This is a genomic window from Vibrio scophthalmi (genome assembly GCF_040869025.1).
GTDB lineage: Bacteria > Pseudomonadota > Gammaproteobacteria > Enterobacterales > Vibrionaceae > Vibrio > Vibrio scophthalmi.
On the sequence record NZ_CP134271.1, the window covers coordinates 2,151,137 to 2,172,195 of the forward strand.

At 45.5% G+C, this 21,059-nt stretch carries 21 protein-coding genes; 18 read left to right on the forward strand and 3 right to left on the reverse strand.

The window, feature by feature from the left end; genetic code table 11:
* The first annotated feature begins 390 nt into the window (after nt 1–390).
* From RJD38_RS09840 to pgpA, 14 genes are all read left to right on the forward strand, one after another.
* Complete coding sequence (locus RJD38_RS09840; protein WP_005592782.1) at nt 391–1,680, forward strand: NCS2 family permease; 1,290 nt, start codon at nt 391–393, stop codon at nt 1,678–1,680.
* A gap of 278 nt (nt 1,681–1,958) precedes the next feature.
* Nucleotides 1,959–2,423 (forward strand): oxytetracycline resistance phosphoribosyltransferase domain-containing protein Tet(34), encoded by a 465-nt coding sequence (tet(34), locus tag RJD38_RS09845; protein ID WP_005592781.1) that lies wholly within the window; start codon nt 1,959–1,961, stop codon nt 2,421–2,423.
* A gap of 142 nt (nt 2,424–2,565) precedes the next feature.
* Nucleotides 2,566–3,813 carry an esterase FrsA gene (frsA, locus tag RJD38_RS09850; protein WP_065545655.1) on the forward strand — a complete coding sequence of 416 codons (1,248 nt, stop codon included), beginning with the start codon at nt 2,566–2,568 and terminating at the stop codon, nt 3,811–3,813.
* Between the two features lie 83 nt (nt 3,814–3,896).
* Nucleotides 3,897–4,286 (forward strand): sigma factor-binding protein Crl, encoded by a 390-nt coding sequence (gene crl, locus RJD38_RS09855; protein ID WP_005592779.1) that lies wholly within the window; start codon nt 3,897–3,899, stop codon nt 4,284–4,286.
* A gap of 118 nt (nt 4,287–4,404) precedes the next feature.
* Nucleotides 4,405–5,544, forward strand: coding sequence for a glutamate 5-kinase (gene proB / locus RJD38_RS09860; RefSeq protein WP_065429892.1), 1,140 nt, complete (start codon nt 4,405–4,407; stop codon nt 5,542–5,544).
* 20 nt (nt 5,545–5,564) lie between these two features.
* The gene (locus RJD38_RS09865) at nt 5,565–6,815 is read left to right on the forward strand and encodes a glutamate-5-semialdehyde dehydrogenase (RefSeq protein WP_367971247.1); all 1,251 of its coding nucleotides are present in this window, start codon (nt 5,565–5,567) and stop codon (nt 6,813–6,815) included.
* 157 nt (nt 6,816–6,972) lie between these two features.
* Nucleotides 6,973–7,422, forward strand: coding sequence for a transcriptional regulator NrdR (gene nrdR / locus RJD38_RS09870; RefSeq protein ID WP_005592773.1), 450 nt, complete (start codon nt 6,973–6,975; stop codon nt 7,420–7,422).
* A gap of 12 nt (nt 7,423–7,434) precedes the next feature.
* Entirely contained in the window at nt 7,435–8,541 is a 1,107-nt protein-coding gene (gene ribD / locus RJD38_RS09875) for a bifunctional diaminohydroxyphosphoribosylaminopyrimidine deaminase/5-amino-6-(5-phosphoribosylamino)uracil reductase RibD (protein WP_065545654.1), read from the forward strand.
* Between the two features lie 2 nt (nt 8,542–8,543).
* The gene (locus RJD38_RS09880; protein ID WP_005592771.1) at nt 8,544–9,197 is read left to right on the forward strand and encodes a riboflavin synthase; all 654 of its coding nucleotides are present in this window, start codon (nt 8,544–8,546) and stop codon (nt 9,195–9,197) included.
* Nucleotides 9,198–9,270: 73 nt separating this feature from the next.
* Nucleotides 9,271–10,380 carry a bifunctional 3,4-dihydroxy-2-butanone-4-phosphate synthase/GTP cyclohydrolase II gene (gene ribBA / locus RJD38_RS09885; protein ID WP_005592770.1) on the forward strand — a complete coding sequence of 370 codons (1,110 nt, stop codon included), beginning with the start codon at nt 9,271–9,273 and terminating at the stop codon, nt 10,378–10,380.
* Between the two features lie 149 nt (nt 10,381–10,529).
* Nucleotides 10,530–11,000 (forward strand): 6,7-dimethyl-8-ribityllumazine synthase, encoded by a 471-nt coding sequence (ribE, locus tag RJD38_RS09890; protein WP_005592769.1) that lies wholly within the window; start codon nt 10,530–10,532, stop codon nt 10,998–11,000.
* Nucleotides 11,000–11,467, forward strand: coding sequence for a transcription antitermination factor NusB (nusB, locus tag RJD38_RS09895; protein WP_005592767.1), 468 nt, complete (start codon nt 11,000–11,002; stop codon nt 11,465–11,467). The genes ribE and nusB overlap by 1 nt, the downstream gene beginning before the upstream one ends.
* A 91-nt stretch (nt 11,468–11,558) precedes the next feature.
* The gene (thiL, locus tag RJD38_RS09900) at nt 11,559–12,530 is read left to right on the forward strand and encodes a thiamine-phosphate kinase (protein WP_065545653.1); all 972 of its coding nucleotides are present in this window, start codon (nt 11,559–11,561) and stop codon (nt 12,528–12,530) included.
* Nucleotides 12,531–12,539: 9 nt separating this feature from the next.
* A complete protein-coding gene (pgpA, locus tag RJD38_RS09905) occupies nt 12,540–13,043 on the forward strand; it encodes a phosphatidylglycerophosphatase A (RefSeq protein WP_065545652.1) in 504 nt (167 codons plus the stop codon).
* 243 nt (nt 13,044–13,286) lie between these two features.
* On the opposite strand, the gene RJD38_RS09910 is transcribed toward pgpA, so the two are convergent.
* The 3 genes from RJD38_RS09910 to map all read right to left on the reverse strand — a co-directional run bounded on the left by RJD38_RS09910 (nt 13,287) and on the right by map (nt 17,407).
* Nucleotides 13,287–13,670, reverse strand: coding sequence for a DUF3461 family protein (locus tag RJD38_RS09910; RefSeq protein ID WP_065545651.1), 384 nt, complete (start codon nt 13,668–13,670; stop codon nt 13,287–13,289).
* 144 nt (nt 13,671–13,814) lie between these two features.
* Nucleotides 13,815–16,475 (reverse strand): bifunctional uridylyltransferase/uridylyl-removing protein GlnD, encoded by a 2,661-nt coding sequence (glnD, locus tag RJD38_RS09915; protein ID WP_257784176.1) that lies wholly within the window; start codon nt 16,473–16,475, stop codon nt 13,815–13,817.
* 53 nt (nt 16,476–16,528) lie between these two features.
* Nucleotides 16,529–17,407: a type I methionyl aminopeptidase gene (map, locus tag RJD38_RS09920; protein ID WP_065545649.1), complete on the reverse strand. Its 879-nt coding sequence runs from the start codon at nt 17,405–17,407 to the stop codon at nt 16,529–16,531.
* A 391-nt stretch (nt 17,408–17,798) separates the two neighbouring features.
* Here map and rpsB point away from each other — a divergent pair, with 391 nt between their 5' ends.
* The 4 genes from rpsB to frr all read left to right on the forward strand — a co-directional run bounded on the left by rpsB (nt 17,799) and on the right by frr (nt 21,046).
* On the forward strand, nt 17,799–18,527 hold the full coding sequence (gene rpsB, locus RJD38_RS09925; RefSeq protein ID WP_005593375.1) for a 30S ribosomal protein S2: 729 nt from the start codon (nt 17,799–17,801) through the stop codon (nt 18,525–18,527).
* Between the two features lie 123 nt (nt 18,528–18,650).
* Nucleotides 18,651–19,496 carry a translation elongation factor Ts gene (tsf, locus tag RJD38_RS09930; protein WP_005593374.1) on the forward strand — a complete coding sequence of 282 codons (846 nt, stop codon included), beginning with the start codon at nt 18,651–18,653 and terminating at the stop codon, nt 19,494–19,496.
* A gap of 152 nt (nt 19,497–19,648) precedes the next feature.
* The gene (gene pyrH / locus RJD38_RS09935) at nt 19,649–20,380 is read left to right on the forward strand and encodes a UMP kinase (RefSeq protein WP_005593373.1); all 732 of its coding nucleotides are present in this window, start codon (nt 19,649–19,651) and stop codon (nt 20,378–20,380) included.
* 108 nt (nt 20,381–20,488) lie between these two features.
* Complete coding sequence (gene frr, locus RJD38_RS09940; protein ID WP_005593372.1) at nt 20,489–21,046, forward strand: ribosome recycling factor; 558 nt, start codon at nt 20,489–20,491, stop codon at nt 21,044–21,046.
* Nucleotides 21,047–21,059 lie beyond the last annotated feature (13 nt).

Consider the following 21,059-nt stretch of genomic DNA (forward strand, 5'->3'; position numbering starts at 1 on the left):
CCACTCAATTTGAGTGGCGTTTTTTTATCTGCTCGATACGTACATTTCTTAAACACCATCTCACTCTTTTCCTAAGCTGGCCAATTAAAGCGCAATGACTGGCATATAAACCCGCTCTAAAATGCAGAATGACACAATAAACCAGTTGAAAGTTTACAACATGGCTCGAAATTTAGCCGATTGATTAATATGATGAAATGGTAGCTTAATTTATGAATAATAAGGATTTTATCTTTATTGTTAGTAGGTTTAACTGTTGTGTTGGGGATCGGCAGAATAAAAATATTGATTAGAGCATTAAATCTATCTGGAATTTGCTATTTGATAACTTTATAATCATAGCCAATCGATTACGCAAACGTTTACCTTTTATCTTGATGGGATTTAACCATGTTCGAGAAACTTTTTAAGCTCAGTGAAAATAACACGAGCGTCAAAACTGAAATCATTGCAGGTATTACTACCTTTTTAACTATGGCTTACATCATTTTTGTAAACCCTGCGATGCTTGCTGATGCTGGAATGGATAAAGGCGCTGTATTTGTCGCGACTTGTCTGGCTGCGGCAATTGGTTGTTTTATTATGGGCTTTGTGGCGAACTACCCAATCGCACTTGCTCCGGGTATGGGGTTGAACGCCTTCTTCACCTACGGTGTTGTCCTAGGTATGGGCCATACATGGCAAGTGGCTTTAGGTGCGGTATTTGTGTCTGGCTTGCTGTTTATGGCTTTAAGTATTTTTAAAGTTCGTGAATGGATCATCAACTCAATCCCACTTTCTCTTCGCACGGGCATTTCAGCCGGTATCGGTCTTTTCCTGGCTTTCATCGGTTTGCAAAATGCCGGTATCGTGGTTGATAACCCAGCAACATTAGTCAGTGGTGGCAATCTAGCAAGCTTGAAACCGGCTCTAGCAGCACTCGGTTTCTTCTTAACGATCGGTTTGGTTTACCGTGGTGTGCGTGGTGGTGTGATGATTGCGATTCTGATTACCACGGCAATCGGTATTGTGCTTGGTGATGTGCAATGGGGCGGTGTGATGTCTACCCCGCCAAGTATTGCGCCAACGTTCATGCAAATGGATATCGCCGGTGTATTCGAAGTGGGTATGATTTCGGTTGTGTTCGCTTTCCTATTCGTAGACCTATTCGATACCGCGGGTACGTTAGTCGGTGTGGCAACGAAAGCGAACCTAATTAAAGAAGATGGCAAGCTACCTCGTTTAGATAAAGCATTATTGGCTGACTCTACTGCGACCTCTGTAGGTGCGGTATTGGGTACTTCAAGTACGACGTCATTTGTTGAATCAACCGCTGGTGTTGCTGCTGGTGGCCGTACGGGATTAACGGCGGTTGTGGTTGGTGTGCTATTCCTACTGGCGATTTTCTTCTCGCCTTTAGCGGGCATGATCCCAGCTTACGCAACAACGGGCGCATTGTTCTATGTTGCGATTCTGATGATGTCTGGCTTAGTGAGCGTTGATTGGCGTGATCTAACCGAAGCTGCACCTGTGGTTGTGACGTGTTTACTGATGCCTTTGACTTACTCTATTGCAGAAGGTATCGCATTGGGCTTTATCTCTTACGCGGCAATTAAGCTACTGAGTGGTAAAGGCCGTGAAGTTTCTGTCAGTGTTTGGGCATTGGCTGCATTATTTGCGATTAAGTATCTTGTTGCCTAATTCGTCGTTGATTTAAATTGTCAGTGGCGAAGGGGAATAGGGCTAAGAAACCCGCCTAACAGTGACGGAATTCACATCGCCATAGTGGTTTGCGCTGCTATGGCGTTTATTTTTTTGAAATGGTGAATTCTCCATTGGTATTGCCCAGCGCTTTCGGTAGAATAATCGTTTGCGTCGCTTTTCCCCTATTTGCCTGTTGCTACTTGCACTGTAAACCATCATCGGTTTAATTTTGCCTAATACGGGGATGCAAACTTCAAAATTATTAGGTTATTACAATGAGCAAAAAATTCATTATCACTTGGGACGCCATGCAAAATTACTGTCGTCAGCTTGCTGAAAAACAGATGCCAGCTGAACAGTGGAAAGGTATTTGGGCGGTGAGCCGTGGCGGTCTAGTACCGGGTGCTATTCTTGCGCGTGAACTTGGTATTCGTCACGTTGATACCATTTGTATCTCTAGCTACGATCATGATCACCAGCGTGATATGACCGTGCTAAAAGCGCCAGAAGGTGATGGCGAAGGTTACCTAATCGTCGAAGACCTAGTGGATAGCGGTGATACAGCGCGTAAACTACGTGAAATGTACCCGAAAGCGAAACTGATTGCTGTTTGCGCTAAGCCATCAGGTGCAACTCTTCTTGATGATTACGTGGTTGATATTGCTCAAGATACATGGATTGAGCAGCCATGGGATACCACAGTGCAATTTGTGGAACCAATTAATCGCAAGCAAAAGTAAGCGTTTAAAATTATTTTAAAATGACCCGTCTAGGGTCATTTTTTGTTTATGGTGTCGTTAAATGTCAGTTGTGCTATTCAACATGGCATCTTGAGTTAACTTGAGTATAGTATGTTGGGGTAGTCATTAGTTAGGTATCGTCATGTCTGAATTGGATAATCAAAATCTTTCCGAAACGTTATTTGTTAATCACAAGCAAGCGAAAGAGACATCAGAGCTCACTCGTTATATGCCAACCAATCGTGCGTTGCTCGATGAAATGCGTGAAAATTCAGGTCAGCGTTGGTATCGCAATCTTCGTCGTCTGCAGTGGGTATGGCAAGGTGTTGACCCGATTGAAATGGAAAGTGTGCTGGCAAAAATAGCAGGCTCATCTCATTCGCGTACTCATGAAGAATGGCTCGATACCGTGATGGGCTATCACGGGGGTAACTGGACCTTTGAGTGGACGAAACTGGGCATGTTGCATCAAAAGCGTGCCGGGGAAAAACAAGGCGAAGAAGCCGCTGATGAGTTGTTTAACGCTTCTCTTTGCTACAGCATTGCCGGCTACCCTCATTTAAAAAATGATAATCTCGCGATTCAAGCGCAGGCCTTATCGGCAAAAGCGTATCAAGATGCGGCAGAAAAAACCAAGTACATCATTAAGCGTATTGAAGTGCCGTATAAGGGTAAAAAAATCATAGCGCACTTGCACCTTGCCTCGACAGATAAACCTAAACCTGTGGTGATTGTGAGTGCGGGATTGGATAGTTTGCAAACTGATATGTGGCGTTTATTCCGTGATCATCTAGCACCAAAAGATATTGCGATGCTGACCGTGGATATGCCTTCACTTGGTCACTCTAGCCATTGGTCGCTATCAGAAGACTCTTCTTGCTTACATCAAGCGGTACTCAACGAATTGCCAAATATTCCATGGGTTGATCATTTCCGTGTTGGTCTGATTGGTTTCCGCTTTGGGGGCAATGCACTGATTAGGCTGTCATTTATGGAGCAGTTTAAAATCAAGGCTTGTGTCTCTCTAGGAGCTCCAATCCACGATGTCTTTTCTTCCCCTGCTAAGTTGAAAAAAATGCCAAAAATGTATTTGGATCTCCTCGCCACTCGTTTAGGTAAAGAAGTGGTCGATATTCATAGTCTTGCCGGGCAAATGATGGCGTGGTCATTAAAAACGCAAGGTTTCTTATCAAGTCGTAAAACCAAAGTGCCTATTTTAGCCATGAGTCTGGAAGGGGATCCGGTGTCACCTTTTAGTGATAATCAGTTAGTTGCTCTTTTTAGTGATTATGGTAGAGCAAAGAAAATCAGTTCCAAAACTATTACACAAGGATATGAGCAATCCCTCGATTTAGCGATCAAATGGTTAGAAGATGAGTTGTTGAGATGACTTTTTTACTAATTTAGTTAACAGTAATGTTAGGTTAAGTTAATAACCTGCTGATAATTAAAATAGAAAAATGGAGAGTCTATATGTCAAAAGTGACAAAAATCCCGACTCATTTTCGCTTGCTAACGAGTCTAAGAGCCATTGGGCCTTACCTCAGGGAATCGCAAAGTAGGGAAGGGTTTTATTTATTTGATTGCTTAGCGGTTTGCGTAGATGACAAGAAGTCTCCGGAAGAGCGCGAATTTTGGGGATGGTGGCTTGAGCTTGAGATGCAAGGTCAAGAGTTTGCTGCGCGTTATCGTGTGGGGAAATACGATAAAAAAGGCGAGTGGATTGATCATAAAATCCCTAAAGATGCGATTGCGGAAGTAAATCGCATTCAAAATAGCTTTCATCAAAAACTGACTGAACTGTTAGAAAAAGAGTTTGGCATGTCAATCTCCCTGCACGACAAATCAGTGGAATTTGTCTAAAAAGGGCGCTTAACAAAACGTAACCAATAAAAAGGCGCTTTTAGCGCCTTTTCTGCTTGTTAAATGCGGCGTTGATTGATAAAACAACAGCTCTTGTTTTTTAATAATTCAATCGATCATGACAACGAATCAACAATGCGGAACAGTGACTCAACCACAAACTGTGGTTGTTAAACTTGGTACCAGTGTATTGACTGGCGGAACGCTACAACTTAACCGTGCTCATATGGTGGAGTTGGTACGTCAATGTGCAGAGCTCAAAAAAATTGGCCACTCAGTGGTTATTGTATCGTCTGGCGCAATTGCCGCTGGCCGTGAGCACCTTGGTTACCCCGCACTGCCCAACTCGATGGCAAGCAAACAGTTGCTTGCTGCTGTTGGTCAAAGCCAGTTGATTCAAACTTGGGAAGCGCTATTTGCCATTTATGGCATGAAAATCGGTCAAATGCTGTTAACTCGCGCTGACCTTGATGACCGTGAGCGTTTTCTTAATGCGCGTAATACGATTAATGCCTTGGTTGAGCATGACATCATTCCTGTCGTTAATGAAAATGATGCTGTAGCGACCACGGAAATAAAAGTGGGCGACAACGACAACCTTTCGGCTCTCGTCGGTATTTTATGTGGTGCAGATAAGTTATTGCTACTCACCGACCAAAAAGGTCTTTTTACTGCTGATCCGCGCAAAGATCCGAACGCTGAGTTGATCAAAGAAGTTAAAACCATCGATGATACCCTGCGTAAAATTGCCGGAGGTAGTGGTACAAATCTTGGTACTGGTGGTATGGCGACCAAGCTACAAGCTGCCGATATCGCTCGTCGAGCAGGCATTGAAGTGATCATCGCTGCTGGCAGTGCGCCAGATGTCATTTTTGATTCTTTGGGTGACGATCCGCAAGGTACGCGATTCCTTCCATGTGAAGAAGCGTTGGAAAACCGTAAGCGTTGGATTTTGGCTGGCCCAGCAGCAGCTGGTGATCTGGTGATTGACGATGGCGCTGTTAATGCCGTTTTAGCCAAAGGCAGTAGCTTATTGGCGAAAGGTGTCGTGTCGTTGAGCGGTGAATTTGCTCGTGGTGATGTTGTTCGTGTGACCGACCAAGCCGGTAAACTGATTGCTCGCGGTATTTCAGCTTACTCAAGTGCAGACATGGCGAAGATTCGCGGCACGCACAGTAAAGACATTCATTCAGTATTGGGTTACGACTATGGTTCAGAAGTCGTACACCGTGACGACATGGTCGTCATTCAAGAATAAAGCATTAGAAAGGAACGAACGTGGATTTAACCAATATGGGTAAAGCGGCCAAGGAGGCGGCTTTTGTACTCGCGACAGCATCGACTGCGCAAAAAAACCAAGCATTGGCTCTGATTGCTGATGAACTTGAAGCGAGTGCCGCTGACATTCTTGCGGCAAATGAAAAAGATATCGAATTAGGCCGCCAAGCAGGCCTGACTGAAGCTCTGCTTGACCGCCTGTTGCTCAATGCTGAGCGTTTGACGGGCATTGCTAATGACGTACGTAATGTCATTAGCCTAAATGACCCTGTTGGTAGCGAAATCGATAGCAAAGTGTTGGAAAACGGCATGTCATTGGCACGTCGTCGTGTACCACTCGGTGTGGTCGGTGTGATTTACGAAGCGCGCCCTAATGTCACGATCGATATTGCAGCATTGTGCTTGAAAACCGGTAACGCCAGTATTTTACGCGGCGGCAAAGAAACCTTCTTCTCTAATATGGAGTTAGTGAAGGTGATTCAATCTGCATTGGACAAAGTTGGCCTACCAGCAGCGTCAGTACAGTACATTGAAAAACCCGATCGTGAGTTGGTGTCACAACTGCTTAAGTTGGATGACTACGTGGATATGATTATTCCTCGTGGTGGCGCGGGTTTACACAAAATGTGTAAAGAGAACAGCACCATTCCAGTGATCATCGGTGGCTTTGGCATCAGCCATATCTTTGTTGATGACAGTGCTGACCTGGCTAAATCACTTAATGTGGTTGAAAACTCAAAAGTACAACGTCCTTCTGCTTGTAATTCGCTTGATACCTTGTTGGTTCATAAGAACGTAGCGGGAGAGTTTTTACCAATGTTGGCTGAGCGTTTAAATGGCAAGGTGACCTTGGTCGTTGAACCAAAAGCGAAAGCACTGCTTGGCAATGCGCAAGAGATGCGTGATGCGGTTGACGGAGACTTTGATACTGAATGGCTAAGCTACACGCTTGGCGTAAAAGTGGTTGCTGATGTTGCTGAAGCGGTTGATCACATGCGCGTCCATAATGCGAGTCACTCAGACGCAATTATGACCAATAGTCTGGAAAACGCAGAGCGCTTCATCAACTCTGTTGGTTCTGCCGCCGTCTATGTCAACGCATCAACACGCTTTACTGATGGTGCGCAATTTGGCTTGGGTGCTGAAGTTGCGGTATCGACACAGAAGTTGCATGCGCGTGGTCCAATGGGCTTAGAAGAGTTGACTAGCTATAAGTGGGTGGGTAAAGCCAACTACTTGGTACGTAGCTAAGCTAGCGTCATAAATGAGTACTCACTAAATTGCAGCTCTCGCTGTCATTATTTTGAGTACGATGCGATATAGATAGTGAAAAGGGGCGTTGTCGCCCCTTTTTCTTTTCTTCAAGTTATCAATTCCGTTACACTACGAGCATTGATATGGAGGTGATATGCATTGTCCTTTTTGCACTGAGACTGATACAAAAGTCATCGATTCTCGGTTAGTGGCTGATGGCCATCAAGTACGTCGTCGTCGACAATGCTTAGCTTGTAGCGAACGCTTTACCACGTTTGAAACCGCTGAGTTAGTTATGCCACGAGTGATCAAGTCGAATGGTAACCGTGAGCCGTTTAATGAAGATAAAATGATCGGTGGTTTGCAGCGTGCGTTAGAAAAACGTCCGGTGAGTGCTGACGCGGTTGAGCTGGCTATCAGCATGATTAAATCCAAATTGCGCGCGACTGGCGAGCGAGAAGTCCCTAGCGATATGGTTGGGAACCTAGTGATGGAACAACTCAAAGAACTCGATAAAGTAGCGTATATTCGTTTTGCTTCGGTTTACCGTAGTTTTGAAGATATTCGTGAATTTGGCGAAGAAATTGCCAAGCTAGAAGATTAAACGGATCGGCTGATGGCGACATTTACTCCGCAAGATTACCTTATGATGTCACGAGCGATTAAATTGGCGCAAGGTGGCATCTATACGACGGCGCCCAACCCGAATGTCGGTTGTGTGATCACTCGTGATGATCAAATCGTTGGTGAAGGTTTTCACTATCGTGCTGGTGAACCCCATGCCGAGGTACATGCTTTGCGCATGGCTGGTAAATTGGCTGAAGGTGCAACCGCTTATGTGACATTAGAGCCTTGTTCTCATTATGGACGAACGCCTCCGTGCGCTGAAGGCTTGATTAAAGCCAAAGTCGCTAAAGTGATCTGCGCGATGCAAGATCCGAATCCGCAAGTGTCAGGCCGTGGCATTAACATGCTGCGCGAAGCGGGAATTGAGGTGCAAGTCGGTTTACTTGAAGCTGATGCTCAAGCGCTTAACCCGGCCTTTATTAAACGCATGCAAACAGGTATGCCGTTTGTTCAATTAAAAATGGCCGCCAGCCTCGATGGCCAAACCGCATTGGCTAATGGTCAGAGCCAATGGATTACATCGGCGCAAGCGAGGCAAGATGTACAAGCCTTTCGAGCTCAATCTGGCGCAATTCTCTCAACCAGCCAAACCGTGATTGAAGATAACGCTTCGCTCAATGTTCGTTGGGATGATCTTCCCCTATCGATTCAAGCCCATTACCCAGCAGAAGAGTTGCGCCAACCAGTACGTGTAATTCTTGACCGTCAAAATCAATTGTCAGCGGATTTGAAGTTATTTCAAACCGCAGGAGATCGATTAATTGTGGCACCGGGTGGCGATGTTGAGTGCTTGCTGAATGACGATCAGCAAATAGATTTACGCGCAACATTTGAAATGTTAGCTAAACAGCACAATATTAATCATATCTGGGTTGAAGCGGGGGCGACGCTTGCTCGTTCACTGATGCAGCAGCAGCTGGTGGACGAAGTCGTACTTTACCAGGCTCCTAAACTCATGGGCAGCGATGGTCGCGGTTTATTCGGCGCATTGGGTTTCCAAGAAATGTCGCAAGTGATCGAACTTGATATTACCGAGCTGAAGCAAGTAGGACGCGATATTCGCATCCTTGCTAAGCCAATCTATAAAGAACAGTAATTATGTTTACAGGTATTGTAGAAGCAGTTGGTACTCTGACTGCCATTACGCCAAAAGGCGAAGATATCAGTGTTACCGTGAGCAGTAACAAGCTTGATATGTCGGATGTTAAACTAGGTGATAGCATTGCCACGAATGGCGTTTGCTTAACCGTTGTGGCGTTTAATGACCACAGTTACACCGCTGACTTGTCGCTCGAAACATTGAATAAAACCGGTTTTACCCATTACCAAGCCGGCGACAAAGTAAACCTAGAAAAAGCGATGTTACCGACCACGCGTTTTGGCGGTCATATTGTCTCTGGTCATGTGGATGGTGTCGGTGAAATTGTTGAGCGTAACCAAGTTGGTCGTTCGATTGAGTTTTGGGTCGCCATGCCGGAAGAGCTCAACAAGTACGTCGCAGAAAAAGGCTCAATCACCGTTGATGGCATTAGCCTGACCGTTAATGCATTGCGTAAGAATGCTTTTAAGTTGACGATCGTTCCGCATACTGGAGAAGAAACGACTATCGCTGATTTTCATGTTGGTCGTAAGGTTAACCTTGAAGTTGACGTGTTGGCTCGTTATATGGAACGATTACTGACCAGTCAGCAAGCAGCACAACCAGAATCACGTATCACGATGGAATTTCTTCAGCAAAATGGATTTGCTTAAATCGTGAGCGAGAAGCACTCTTGTAACGAACACAAAGCGGTAATATAACGCGCAGTCAAAATAGGAACTAAAGATGCCAATTAGTACGCCACAAGAAATTATTGAAGACATTCGTTTAGGCAAAATGGTCATTTTAATGGATGACGAAGACCGTGAAAACGAAGGCGATTTGATCATGGCCGCGGAACATGTGACTCCGGAGGCGATCAACTTTATGGCAACTTACGGCCGTGGTTTGATTTGTTTAACCATGACCAAATCCCGTTGTGAGCGTCTTGGCTTACCACCAATGGTGCAAGACAACAACGCGCAATACACCACTAACTTCACCGTTTCAATTGAAGCGGCGGAAGGCGTAACCACAGGGATTTCAGCAGCGGATCGCTCACGCACCGTGCAAGCGGCAGTCGCGACAGATGCTAAAGCGGCAGACTTGGTACAACCTGGCCATATCTTCCCTCTAGCTGCGCAAGAAGGTGGTGTATTAACACGTGCAGGTCACACGGAAGCGGGTTGTGATTTGGCGCGTTTAGCAGGGCTAGAACCGGCTTCGGTTATCGTTGAGATCTTAAATGACGATGGCACCATGGCGCGTCGCCCTGATTTGGAAATCTTTGCGGAAAAACACGACATCAAACTAGGCACTATTGCCGATTTGATTGAGTACCGTAACAACACCGAAACGACCATCGAACGCGTGGCAGAATGTAAGCTCCCGACCGAGTTCGGCGAGTTCAACCTGGTCACTTACCGTGACACGATTGACAACCAAGTACACTATGCAATGTGCAAACAAGGTGCGGCGGATACTTCACCACTGGTTCGTGTTCACCTGCAAGATACTTTTACCGACTTGCTACGCAGCGACCGCAATGCCGAACGCAGCTGGACGCTTGATAAAGCGATGAAGCGTATTGGCGAAGAAGGTGGGGTGTTGGTGATTTTGGGTAACGAAGAGCCAAGTGATTTATTGATTCATCGTGTCAAAATGTTTCAAGCGCAAGACAATGGTAGCGCACCGACGTTAGCCAAGAAACAAGGCACTTCACGCCGTGTGGGGGTGGGTTCACAAATCCTTGCTGACCTTGGTATACATGACATGCGTTTACTTTCTTCAAGCAATAAGCGCTACCATGCCCTTGGCGGTTTTGGATTGAATGTTGTTGAGTATATTTGTGAGTAACTCACAACAGTAAACCAACGGATTAAGCGAGATGTATTGTATGTCTCGCTTTTTCGTTTTAGGAATGTAAAAACCTATTAGATATTGCTCACAGTTTTGTGCTAGAATCCGGCGATTCTCACTTGATGAACATAGTTAAAGGAAAGCTTATGAAAGTGATCGAGGGTGGCTTCCCAGCGCCAAACGCAAAAATTGCTATCGTTATTTCTCGTTTCAACAGTTTTATTAACGAAAGTCTATTGTCTGGTGCCATCGATACTTTAAAGCGTCATGGACAAGTTAGCGAAGACAACATTACTGTAGTTCGTTGCCCTGGTGCAGTGGAATTACCGTTAGTTGCTCAACGTGTAGCGAAAACGGGTAAGTACGATGCCATCGTATCTTTAGGTACCGTTATTCGTGGCGGAACGCCACACTTTGACTATGTTTGTAGTGAATGCAACAAAGGTTTGGCACAAGTGTCTCTGGAGTTTTCACTTCCAGTCGCATTCGGTGTTCTAACTGTTGATACTATTGATCAAGCAATTGAGCGCGCAGGAACCAAGGCTGGTAATAAAGGTGCAGAGGCTGCACTGAGCGCACTTGAGATGATTAACGTTCTTTCTGAAATCGATTCCTAATGGGGGCCAGTGTGAAACCAGCCGCACGTCGTAATGCACGTCGATTCGCTCTACAAGCGATCTACTCTTGGCAAATTACTAAAGAAAATGTTGCCACAATTGAAGAGCAGTTTTTATCTGGTGGTAAGTATGATGAAGAAGAACATCATGCCGCAGAACCAGCGCTAACTGCACCAGACACAGACGTTGCCTACTTCCGTGACCTGTTAGCAGGTGTTGTGCTAAGTCACACAGAGCTAGATTGTAAGATTCGCCCATACACATCTCGTCCAATGCAAGATTTGGATTTGATGGAGTTAGCGCTACTTCGTCTTGCTATGTACGAGATGACTCGTCGCGAAGACGTTCCTTACAAAGTTGTTATCAATGAAGCGATTGAACTTGCAAAAGTATTCGCAGCAGAAGATAGCCACAAATTCGTTAACGGTGTGCTTGATAAAGCCGCGCCGCACGTACGTAAGAAATAATCGCCAGATTAGTAAAAAGGTCAGCAAATTGCTGGCCTTTTTTTATATACTGAATTCCTCAAAAATAGCCTGTTAGAAACGACACCTCTCTATGCCCGGTGAATTTAATCTGATCGACAAATATTTTGTTGGTCGCCAAGCTCAGCGTGAAGACGTTCTTTTGGCGGCAGGAGATGATTGCGCTTTAGTGCAAGCTCCTGTCAATCAAGCGATTGCAATTAGCACTGATACCTTAGTGGCTGGCACTCATTTCCTCGCCTCTGCTAATCCTGCATGGGTGGCGCATAAAGCCCTAGCGTCGAACATTAGTGATCTCGCAGCAATGGGGGCAAGTCCTGCTTGGGTCTCTTTTGCTTTAACTATGCCAGAGGTCGATGAAGCGTGGCTAAAGCCATTCTGTGACAGTTTTTTTGCACTCGCGAATGAATACGGTATTCAGTTGATTGGTGGTGATACTACTAAAGGCCCACTGAGCTTAACGTTGACAGTGCAAGGTTTCGTCGCGGCCGATAAAGCGCTCAGACGTGATGGCGCCAAAGTGGGTGATTGGGTGTACGTTTCAGGCAACCTTGGAGATGCTAAAGCAGGTCTCGATGTACTGTTAGGTAATACCGCGCTCAACGCTCCCTATGCTGCCGAGCTGGAAAAGCGCCACTATTTATCTACGCCGCGGGTTTTGCTTGGGCAGAGGCTACAAGGCGTTGCGAGTGCCGCGATTGATATCTCAGATGGGGTGATTTCTGATCTGCCGCATATTCTTAAACGTTCGGGTGTTGGGGCGCAATTGCAGGTTGATGAGCTGCCGATTTCTGCCGAGTTATTGGCATTCACACGTGATCGTGAACAAGCATTGCAATACGCACTCACCAGTGGCGAAGAATACGAACTTTGTTTTACTATTTCACCGCAGCATCGCGACGCATTAGAGAGTATGCTGTTAGAGAGCAATACCAAAGTCACTTGTATCGGCCAAATTGTCGCACAGGCAGGGCTGTCATTGACTTTACAAGGCAAGCCACTCGAATGGCAATTGAGTGGGTATGATCATTTCAATAATAATTAAGATGTAATTATGGCCAATCCTCTTTCATTGATTTCTTTAAAAAACCCATGGCATTTTTTAGCGACTGGGTTTGGTAGTGGTTTATCTCCTATTGTGCCGGGCACTATGGGGACATTGGCATCGATACCACTTTATTTGTTGTTGGTTCAATTACCGTTACCGGCTTATATCATTGCGGTGCTGTTGGCGTGTGTGATTGGGGTGAAAATTTGCCAAGTGACCTCTGATGACATGGGCGTCCACGATCATGGTTCGATAGTGTGGGATGAGTTTGCTGGTTTTTGGATCACCATGGCGATTGTGCCGTTATTCCAACTATCACCAACCGATTGGAAGTGGTTATTAACTGGATTTATTCTCTTCCGCTTTTTTGACATGGTAAAACCGTGGCCAATCGGCTGGCTCGATAAGCGCGTGCACGGCGGTTTGGGTATTATGATTGATGATATCGTTGCTGGCGTAATGGCGGGTGTCGCGTTGTATTTAGTCGGTAAATACGCGGGTTGGCTGTAGTTCTTGTTGATCACAGTTCTGATTGAACGCACGGCTTAAAGTGCCGTGCTTCGAGACGAGAATAATAAGCCAGTGAAACTACAATCTTGTCATTCCCTACCGTGCGCTAGCACGTGATAGGGAATCTGGTTTTTACCTGCGAATTGTTTTGGTAGGTAGATTACAATGCCAAGATTCCCGACTCGGCTCCGCCTCTAGGGAATGACAAAGTAAACGTGCTATTGAAAGGTCAATATTCTCGCTCTACTTCAACTTTTCTAGATCCGCTTCTATCTCTGCGATCTTACTCGACACGACTTTTTCCAAATGGCGTAAATCAGATAAGATTTTCTGTTTTACATCCACCTCTGCCAATTTTACCGGCTTGGTGATCTTGTTGAGCTCATCAATGACCAAGGTGAGGTTGCGGTTGATTTCGGTGACTTCTCTGTATTTATGGCTACCACTATCAACTAAAACGTTTTTGATCTGGCGTGGGTATTTGAACTTAACGCTTTTGGCGAACAATTCTCCCTTTTGTTTACGGAAATAGATTTTTAACACGTCTTTATGGGCTTCTTGACGCAAAGAATAACGCTCAATCTGCTGCGGATCTTGAATGCCTAAACCGATAAGATTTGCAAACATAGGCTACCTCATAAAATAGGGTGAAAGTGGCTTACTCTTCAATGACTTCGAGAATGATGTCGAGTATTCACCCATTTAATGTAGCAGCCTATACTGATTGGAGGTAGCCGCCTTAGTGGCTATTTTATCAACTTGTGGTCAAGATCAGTTTGGTGCGAGTTCCTCAACGTTAGCGCATAAAGCCTCGCGCAATAGGCTCTTTTCTTGTTCACTAAGCTTGCCGCCTTCAGTGCCAGTAATGATAAACAAATCTTCGGCTCGCTCCCCAATCGTGGTGATTTTTGCAGCGTGGAGATTAATATTGAGGTCGGCAAATGTTGCCCCAACAGTGGCCAATAAACCAGGGGTGTCTAATGCGACAAACTCCAACGTGGTGCGTTTTTTACTTTTACTTGGTAAAAAATCCACTTTGGTTTTTACCTTAAAGTGCTGCAAGTTACGTGGCGTGCGTCGGGTGCGGATCTTAGTTGGTCGGCCATCTTGTAGTACGTGAGTTAAATGTTTAATGACGGCCTTATGGCGGCCAACTTCAATCGCATCACCATGCTGGTCTAAAACCATAAAAGTATCGAGTACATAACCGTCTTTGCTGGTCATGACCTGTGCGTCATGGACGTTGAAGTTACGCCTGTCCAGTTCTGCAACCACGGTGGCAAACAGCGCGTGCTGGTCTTTATGGTAAACAAAGACCTCGGTGCCACCGCGAGTGGCCTTTTCGCTGATCAACACCAATGGTTTGCTTGGATCATCGTGACGCAGTAGGTGGCTACAATGCCACGCAATTTGTTTATGCGTGTGACGCAGGAAGTAATCAGCTTTAAAGCGTTGCCATAACACTTCAATTTCTCTGGCAGTAAAACCCTCTTTGCGCAGCACTGCTGAGGCCATCTGTTGGTTGTGGCGGATACGCTCGCGCACATCAACGGGGTTTTCTAAGCCGCGTCTTAGGGCTCGTTGAGAGGAATAGAAGAGCTCCGCCAGTAAGGTGCGCTTCCAGCTGTTCCACAACTCGGGGTTAGTCGCACAGATGTCGGCAACGGTTAGGCAGACTAGGTATTCGAGATACTCTTCATCTCGTACTAGCTTGGCAAATTCGGTGATCACTTCTGGATCGTAAATATCACGACGTTGAGCGGTAACTGACATCAGTAAGTGATGACGTACTAGCCAAGAGACTAAGTTGGCTTCTGGCGTTGAGAGGCCATGTTCCATACAGAAATCATACGCTTCTTTGGCGCCAATCACTGAGTGGTCTCCGCCACGTCCTTTACCGATATCGTGGAAAATAGCGGCAATGATCAGCAGTTCTTTCTTTTGGATGCGCGGATATACCTCGCAGCAAATAGGGTGTTTGCCGTGGTTTTTTGCATAACTAAAAGTATTGATATGTTTGAGCAAGCGCATGCTGTGTTCATCCACGGTGTATACGTGGAATAGGTCAAACTGCATTTGACCAACAATTTGGCTCCACTGCGGTAAATAGGCGGCTAATACACCTAATTTGTGCATCAAGCTAAATGCTTTATGCAGCGCGTTGGGGTGGCGACATAGTTCCAAAAACTTTTCTCGAGCCGCAGGTATGGTATGGAGAAATTTGTTGAGGCGACGACGAGCCGTTCGTAGCTGGCGCAGTGTTGGCGGTGCAACGCCTTCAATAGTTGAGTCATTGGCGATGAGCAAAAACATGTCCAAGATGGTTTCTGGGCGAGCTTGAAACAGCGCAGGTTTACGAGCTTCGATTAAGTTACCGCGCCGTTGGAAATCGTCGGTGATGATTTGCGGTGGACTTTCTGTGCCGTTATTTAGGATCGCTTGATCAAACAGTTTGAGCAGCATTTTATTAAGTTCAGCCACACGGCGTAGTGTGCGGTAAAACTCTTTCATCATCATTTCCACGCCGCGATTGCCTTCGCCAACAAAGCCGAGGTTTTCGGCAACTTGGGCCTGATGAGCAAAGGTGAGGCGATTATCGTAACGACGTAGTTCGATATGCAGCGCAAAGCGCACTCGCCATAAAAAATCCTGACACTCGACCAGTTCACGATATTCCGCATCGGTTAGAAAGCCGTAACGGCTCATCTCGAGCAGGGAGGTTGCGCCAAAGTGGCGTCTAGCAACCCAGCTTAGAGTATGGATATCTCGCAGACCACCAGGCGTTGACTTGATATCAGGTTCAAGGTTGTAGGTGGTGTCGTGATAGCGTGCATGACGGTTTTTTTGTTCTTGAACTTTGGCTTTGTAGAAGGTTTCGCTTGGCCAGAATGATTCTGAGTGAATCACCATTTTCAGCTGGTGGAAAGTCTCTTCACAACCACACAGTAAGCGGGATTCTTGTAGATTGGTCGCGACGGTAAGATCGGCGCGACCGATTTCAGCGCATTGCTCAATGGTACGGACAGCGTGACCGATCTCTAGGCGTAAGTCCCACAGCAAAGTAATAAATTCACTTACCTTGCTGGCTAAATGCTCAGGTAAGTTTTTTTTCGACACGATCAGCATGTCGATATCGGAAAGAGGGTGAAGTTCTCCTCGGCCATAACCGCCCACGGCCACCAAACTGATATTGGGTAAGCGAGCAAAACCAAAATGTTGCCACAAACGGTTGAGCAGTAAATCGGTATATTCGGCGCGACCGAGTACTAGATCATTGACTGGATGGTGGTTAAGGAACTCTTTTCGTTGATAGTCAGCAAACTGCTCTAATTGAGCTTTCAGCTCGCTAATATTAATTTGCTCGTCACTGAATGTGAGCGGGGATTGAAAAGGCATAGTGGCTTCCGTGCTGAGTTGTTGATTGCACTTTATCAAATTCGGTAAGACAAAAAAATATCCCCGCAAAAGCGGGGATAGGGAAGATATTATGCGTTTTTCATCAAACGAGGGATGCTTTCATCACTGCGTAGAGTGAAGACTTCACAGCCATCTTTGGTCACCATTATGGTGTGCTCGTATTGAGCTGATTTTTTGCCGTCACCGGTGTATACAGTCCAATCGTCTTGCGCGTCGACGGTACAGCCAAATTTACCCGCATTGATCATCGGTTCAATGGTGAAGCACATGCCTTCTTTTAGTACGCGGCGATCGTTGTTTTTGTAATGGACCACTTGTGGTTCTTCATGGAATTCATTACCGATGCCGTGGCCACAAAAATCTTTCACGATAGAGAACTTATTACGTGGGTTATTTTTGTTGTTGGTTTTGATGTGCTTTTCAATCGCAGTACCGATGTCACCCACCGTTGCACCTGGTTTTACTTGCTTCATGCCGACATACAGTGCTTCTTGAGTGACCATACATAGACGCTTGTCTTCAGGTGACGCATCACCAACGAAGAACATTTTAGACGTATCGCCGTGGTAACCTTCCGGACGCACGCTGAGATCGGCGTTTTCATCGTCAGGAATGATCACAGTGATGTCGACGTTAATGATGTCGCCATTTTTAAGTACAGCTGGCTTCATTTGGCCATTGCTACCCATTTCATCTTGCGTCGCAGGAATGCCGTGACACACGATGTGGTTAATAGAAGTACAGATTGATTTCGGGAAACCATGGTAGTCAAGTGGGGCAGAATATGCGCCTTTTTCTAGAGCATAATCGTGACAGATTTGGTTCAACGTGTCGGTGTTTACCCCAGCTTTAATATGAGGTTCGATCATTTCTAGAATATCGGCAGCTAGGCTACCTGCGATGCGCATACGTTCGACTTCTTCAGCCGTTTTGATCTTGATTGACATTGGCTTTTCTCTACTTACTCAACGGCACAAAAATGTGCGGATTACGCTATTTTAACAGGAACAACTGAGAATGTGTATTTGTGTTATTTAGCGAAACCCAAATCCGCTGTTAAAGAGAAGGGCTGCAATTGCAGTAAAAGGAATTTTTACTAGCCAAAACGTAGTGAAATATGGTATAAAGCGCGCCGGAAACATCGTCCGTTCTCTTTGTTGAGGGTGACTTTAGCAGCGAAGCTGACGAGTTCCATAAACTTATATCTTTAAATCACACACATTCCGACACATGTTCCGGGGTGCCTCAGCTGTAAAACTATTTGTGCTTTAACAAATAGATGTTGGAGGTCGGATTCATGGGGGATGTGGAGGCCTAACCCCATTAGAGGATTTTAAAATGGCAACTGTATCAATGCGCGATATGCTGAAAGCTGGTGTTCACTTCGGTCACCAAACTCGTTACTGGAACCCAAAAATGAAGCCATTCATCTTTGGTGCTCGTAACCGCGTTCACATCATCAACCTAGAAAAAACTGTACCAATGTTCAACGAAGCTCTAGCTGAACTAGCTAAAGTTGGCGAGAAGAAAGGTAAAGTTCTATTCGTAGGTACTAAACGCGCTGCATCTGAAGCTGTTAAAGAAGCTGCAATCGCAAGCAACCAGTACTACGTTAACAACCGCTGGTTAGGCGGTATGCTAACAAACTACAAAACTGTTCGTCAGTCTATCAAACGTCTTAAAGAGCTAGAAGCTCAAGCTCAAGACGGTACTTTTGATAAACTAACTAAGAAAGAAGCTCTAATGCGTACTCGCGAAATGGAGAAGCTAGAGAAATCTCTTGGTGGTATCAAAAACATGGGCGGTCTACCTGACGCGCTTTTCGTTATCGATGCTGATCACGAACACATTGCGATTAAAGAAGCTAACAACCTAGGTATTCCAGTTTACGCTGTGGTAGATACTAACTCTAACCCAGACGGCGTTGACTACATCATCCCAGGTAACGACGACGCAATCCGCGCTGTTAAACTGTACCTAGACGCTGTTGCGACTTCTGTAAACGAAGGCCGTAACAAAGACGTTGCAGTTGTTGCTGAAAAAGACGGTTTCGTAGAAGCTGAATAATATCGGCTCCGAGCCATACTTGGTTTGTGCATTTCTTGCGCAGACTAAGTTATAGTTATCAGCAGGGGCCGACAATGTAGGCCCCTGTTTTTTACCTTATTTCGAATCAACGAGGAATAGAGAATGGCAACTGTAACTGCTGCTCTAGTTAAAGAACTTCGCGAGCGCACTGGCGCTGGCATGATGGAATGTAAAAAAGCGCTTGTAGAAGCAAACGCTGACATCGAACTAGCAATTGAAAACATGCGTAAATCTGGCGCAGCGAAAGCAGCTAAAAAAGCTGGTAACGTTGCTGCTGAAGGCGCAATCATCATTCAAGAAGCAAACGGCGTAGCTGCTCTTCTTGAAGTTAACTGCCAAACTGACTTCGTTGCGAAAGACGCTAGCTTCAACGCATTCGCTCAAGAAGTAGCAGCAGAAGCTCTAGCTTCTAAAGCTACTGTTGAAGAGCTACAAGCTAAGTTTGAAGACGCACGTGTAGCACTAGTTGCTAAAATCGGCGAAAACATCAACATCCGTCGCGTAGCATACGTTGAAGGCGCATCTATCGCTTCTTACCGTCACGGTGAGAAAATCGGTGTAGTTGTAGCTGGTGAAGGCGAAGCTGAAACTCTTAAGCACGTTGCAATGCACGTAGCTGCTTCTCGTCCTGAGTTCGTAAACCCAGAAGACGTACCAGCAGACGTAGTGGCTAAAGAGCAAGAAGTTCAAGTTGAAATCGCTATGAACGAAGGCAAGCCTCAAGAGATCGCTGAGAAGATGGTTGTTGGCCGTATGAAGAAATTCACTGGCGAAATCTCTCTAACTGGTCAAGCATTCATCATGGAGCCTAAGAAAACTGTAGGCGAAATGCTGAAAGAAAAAGGCGCTTCTGTAACTAACTTCGTACGTCTAGAAGTTGGTGAAGGCATTGAGAAAGCTGCAGAAATGAGCTTTGCTGATGAAGTAGCAGCGGTACAAAAAGGTTAATCCTTAGTTACCCGAAAATTCTGAGACCGTAGCCATGGCTGCGGTCTTTTTACGAATAAGAGATAACAACGAACCGTGATGATTTGGAATTTTTGATTCTGAGTTTTAAATCATGACTGTTAATTGATAACTCCCTTTGGAAGGTAAACTCCATGACAACGAACCCTAAACCAGCATATCAACGTATTCTGTTAAAACTAAGTGGCGAAGCACTTCAAGGCAACGAAGGTTTTGGTATTGATCCTACGATTCTTGACCGCATGGCTCAAGAAGTAAAAGAGTTAGTTGAACTGGGTGTTCAAGTGGGTGTCGTTATCGGCGGTGGCAACTTATTCCGTGGTGCGGGCCTTGCTGAAGCAGGTATGAACCGTGTTGTTGGTGACCATATGGGCATGCTAGCAACGGTAATGAATGGTTTGGCGCTACGTGATGCACTGCATCGTGCATACGTAAATGCTCGCGTTATGTCAGCAATCCCACTTAAAGGCGTTTGTGACGATTACAACTGGGCGGATGCGATTCGTGAATTGCGTCAAGGCCGCGTAGTGATCTTCTCTGCAGGTACTGGTAACCCGTTCTTCACGACAGACTCAGCTGCATGTCTACGTGGTATCGAAATCGAAGCTGACGTGGTTCTAAAAGCAACTAAGGTTGATGGCGTATTTACTTCTGACCCAGTAGCAAACCCAGACGCAGAGCTGTATGATAAATTGTCTTACGCAGAGATTCTTGACAAAGAACTTAAAGTGATGGATTTAGCAGCATTTACTCTTGCTCGCGACCACAAAATGCCAATCCGCGTATTCAACATGAACAAGCCAGGCGCACTACGTCGCGTGGTTATGGGTGAAGCTGAAGGTACGCTAATTAGCGAAAACGCTTAATTTAGTTCACTTGAAGAGTTTAAAGTGCTATTTGCAAAGCAACTAGCACTAAACTTTACTCAGCCCGTTAGACTCTCTTTGAGAAAGAAGAATCATTAAGGTGAAACCGTGATTAACGAAATCAAAAAAGACGCGCAAGAGCGCATGGAAAAAAGTGTTGAAGCACTAAAGAACAACCTTTCTAAAATCCGTACTGGCCGCGCTCATCCAAGCTTGCTATCTGGTATCTCTGTTGAGTACTACGGCGCACCAACACCTCTAAACCAAGTAGCAAACGTTGTTGCAGAAGATGCACGTACTCTCGCTATTACCGTATTTGACCGTGAGCTTACTCAAAAAGTTGAGAAAGCAATCATGATGTCGGATCTTGGTCTAAACCCAATGTCTGCGGGCACGATTATCCGTGTTCCACTTCCAGCGCTAACAGAAGAGCGTCGTAAGGATCTTGTTAAGATCGTACGTGGTGAAGCAGAAGGCGCACGTGTTGCTGTTCGTAACATTCGTCGTGACGCAAATGGCGATCTTAAAGCGCTACTTAAAGAGAAAGAAATCTCAGAAGATGAAGACCACAAAGGTCAAGATGAGATCCAGAAGTTAACTGACATCGCGGTTAAAAACGTTGATGAAGTACTTGCTGCTAAAGAAAAAGAGTTGATGGAAGTTTAATTCTCAAACATTC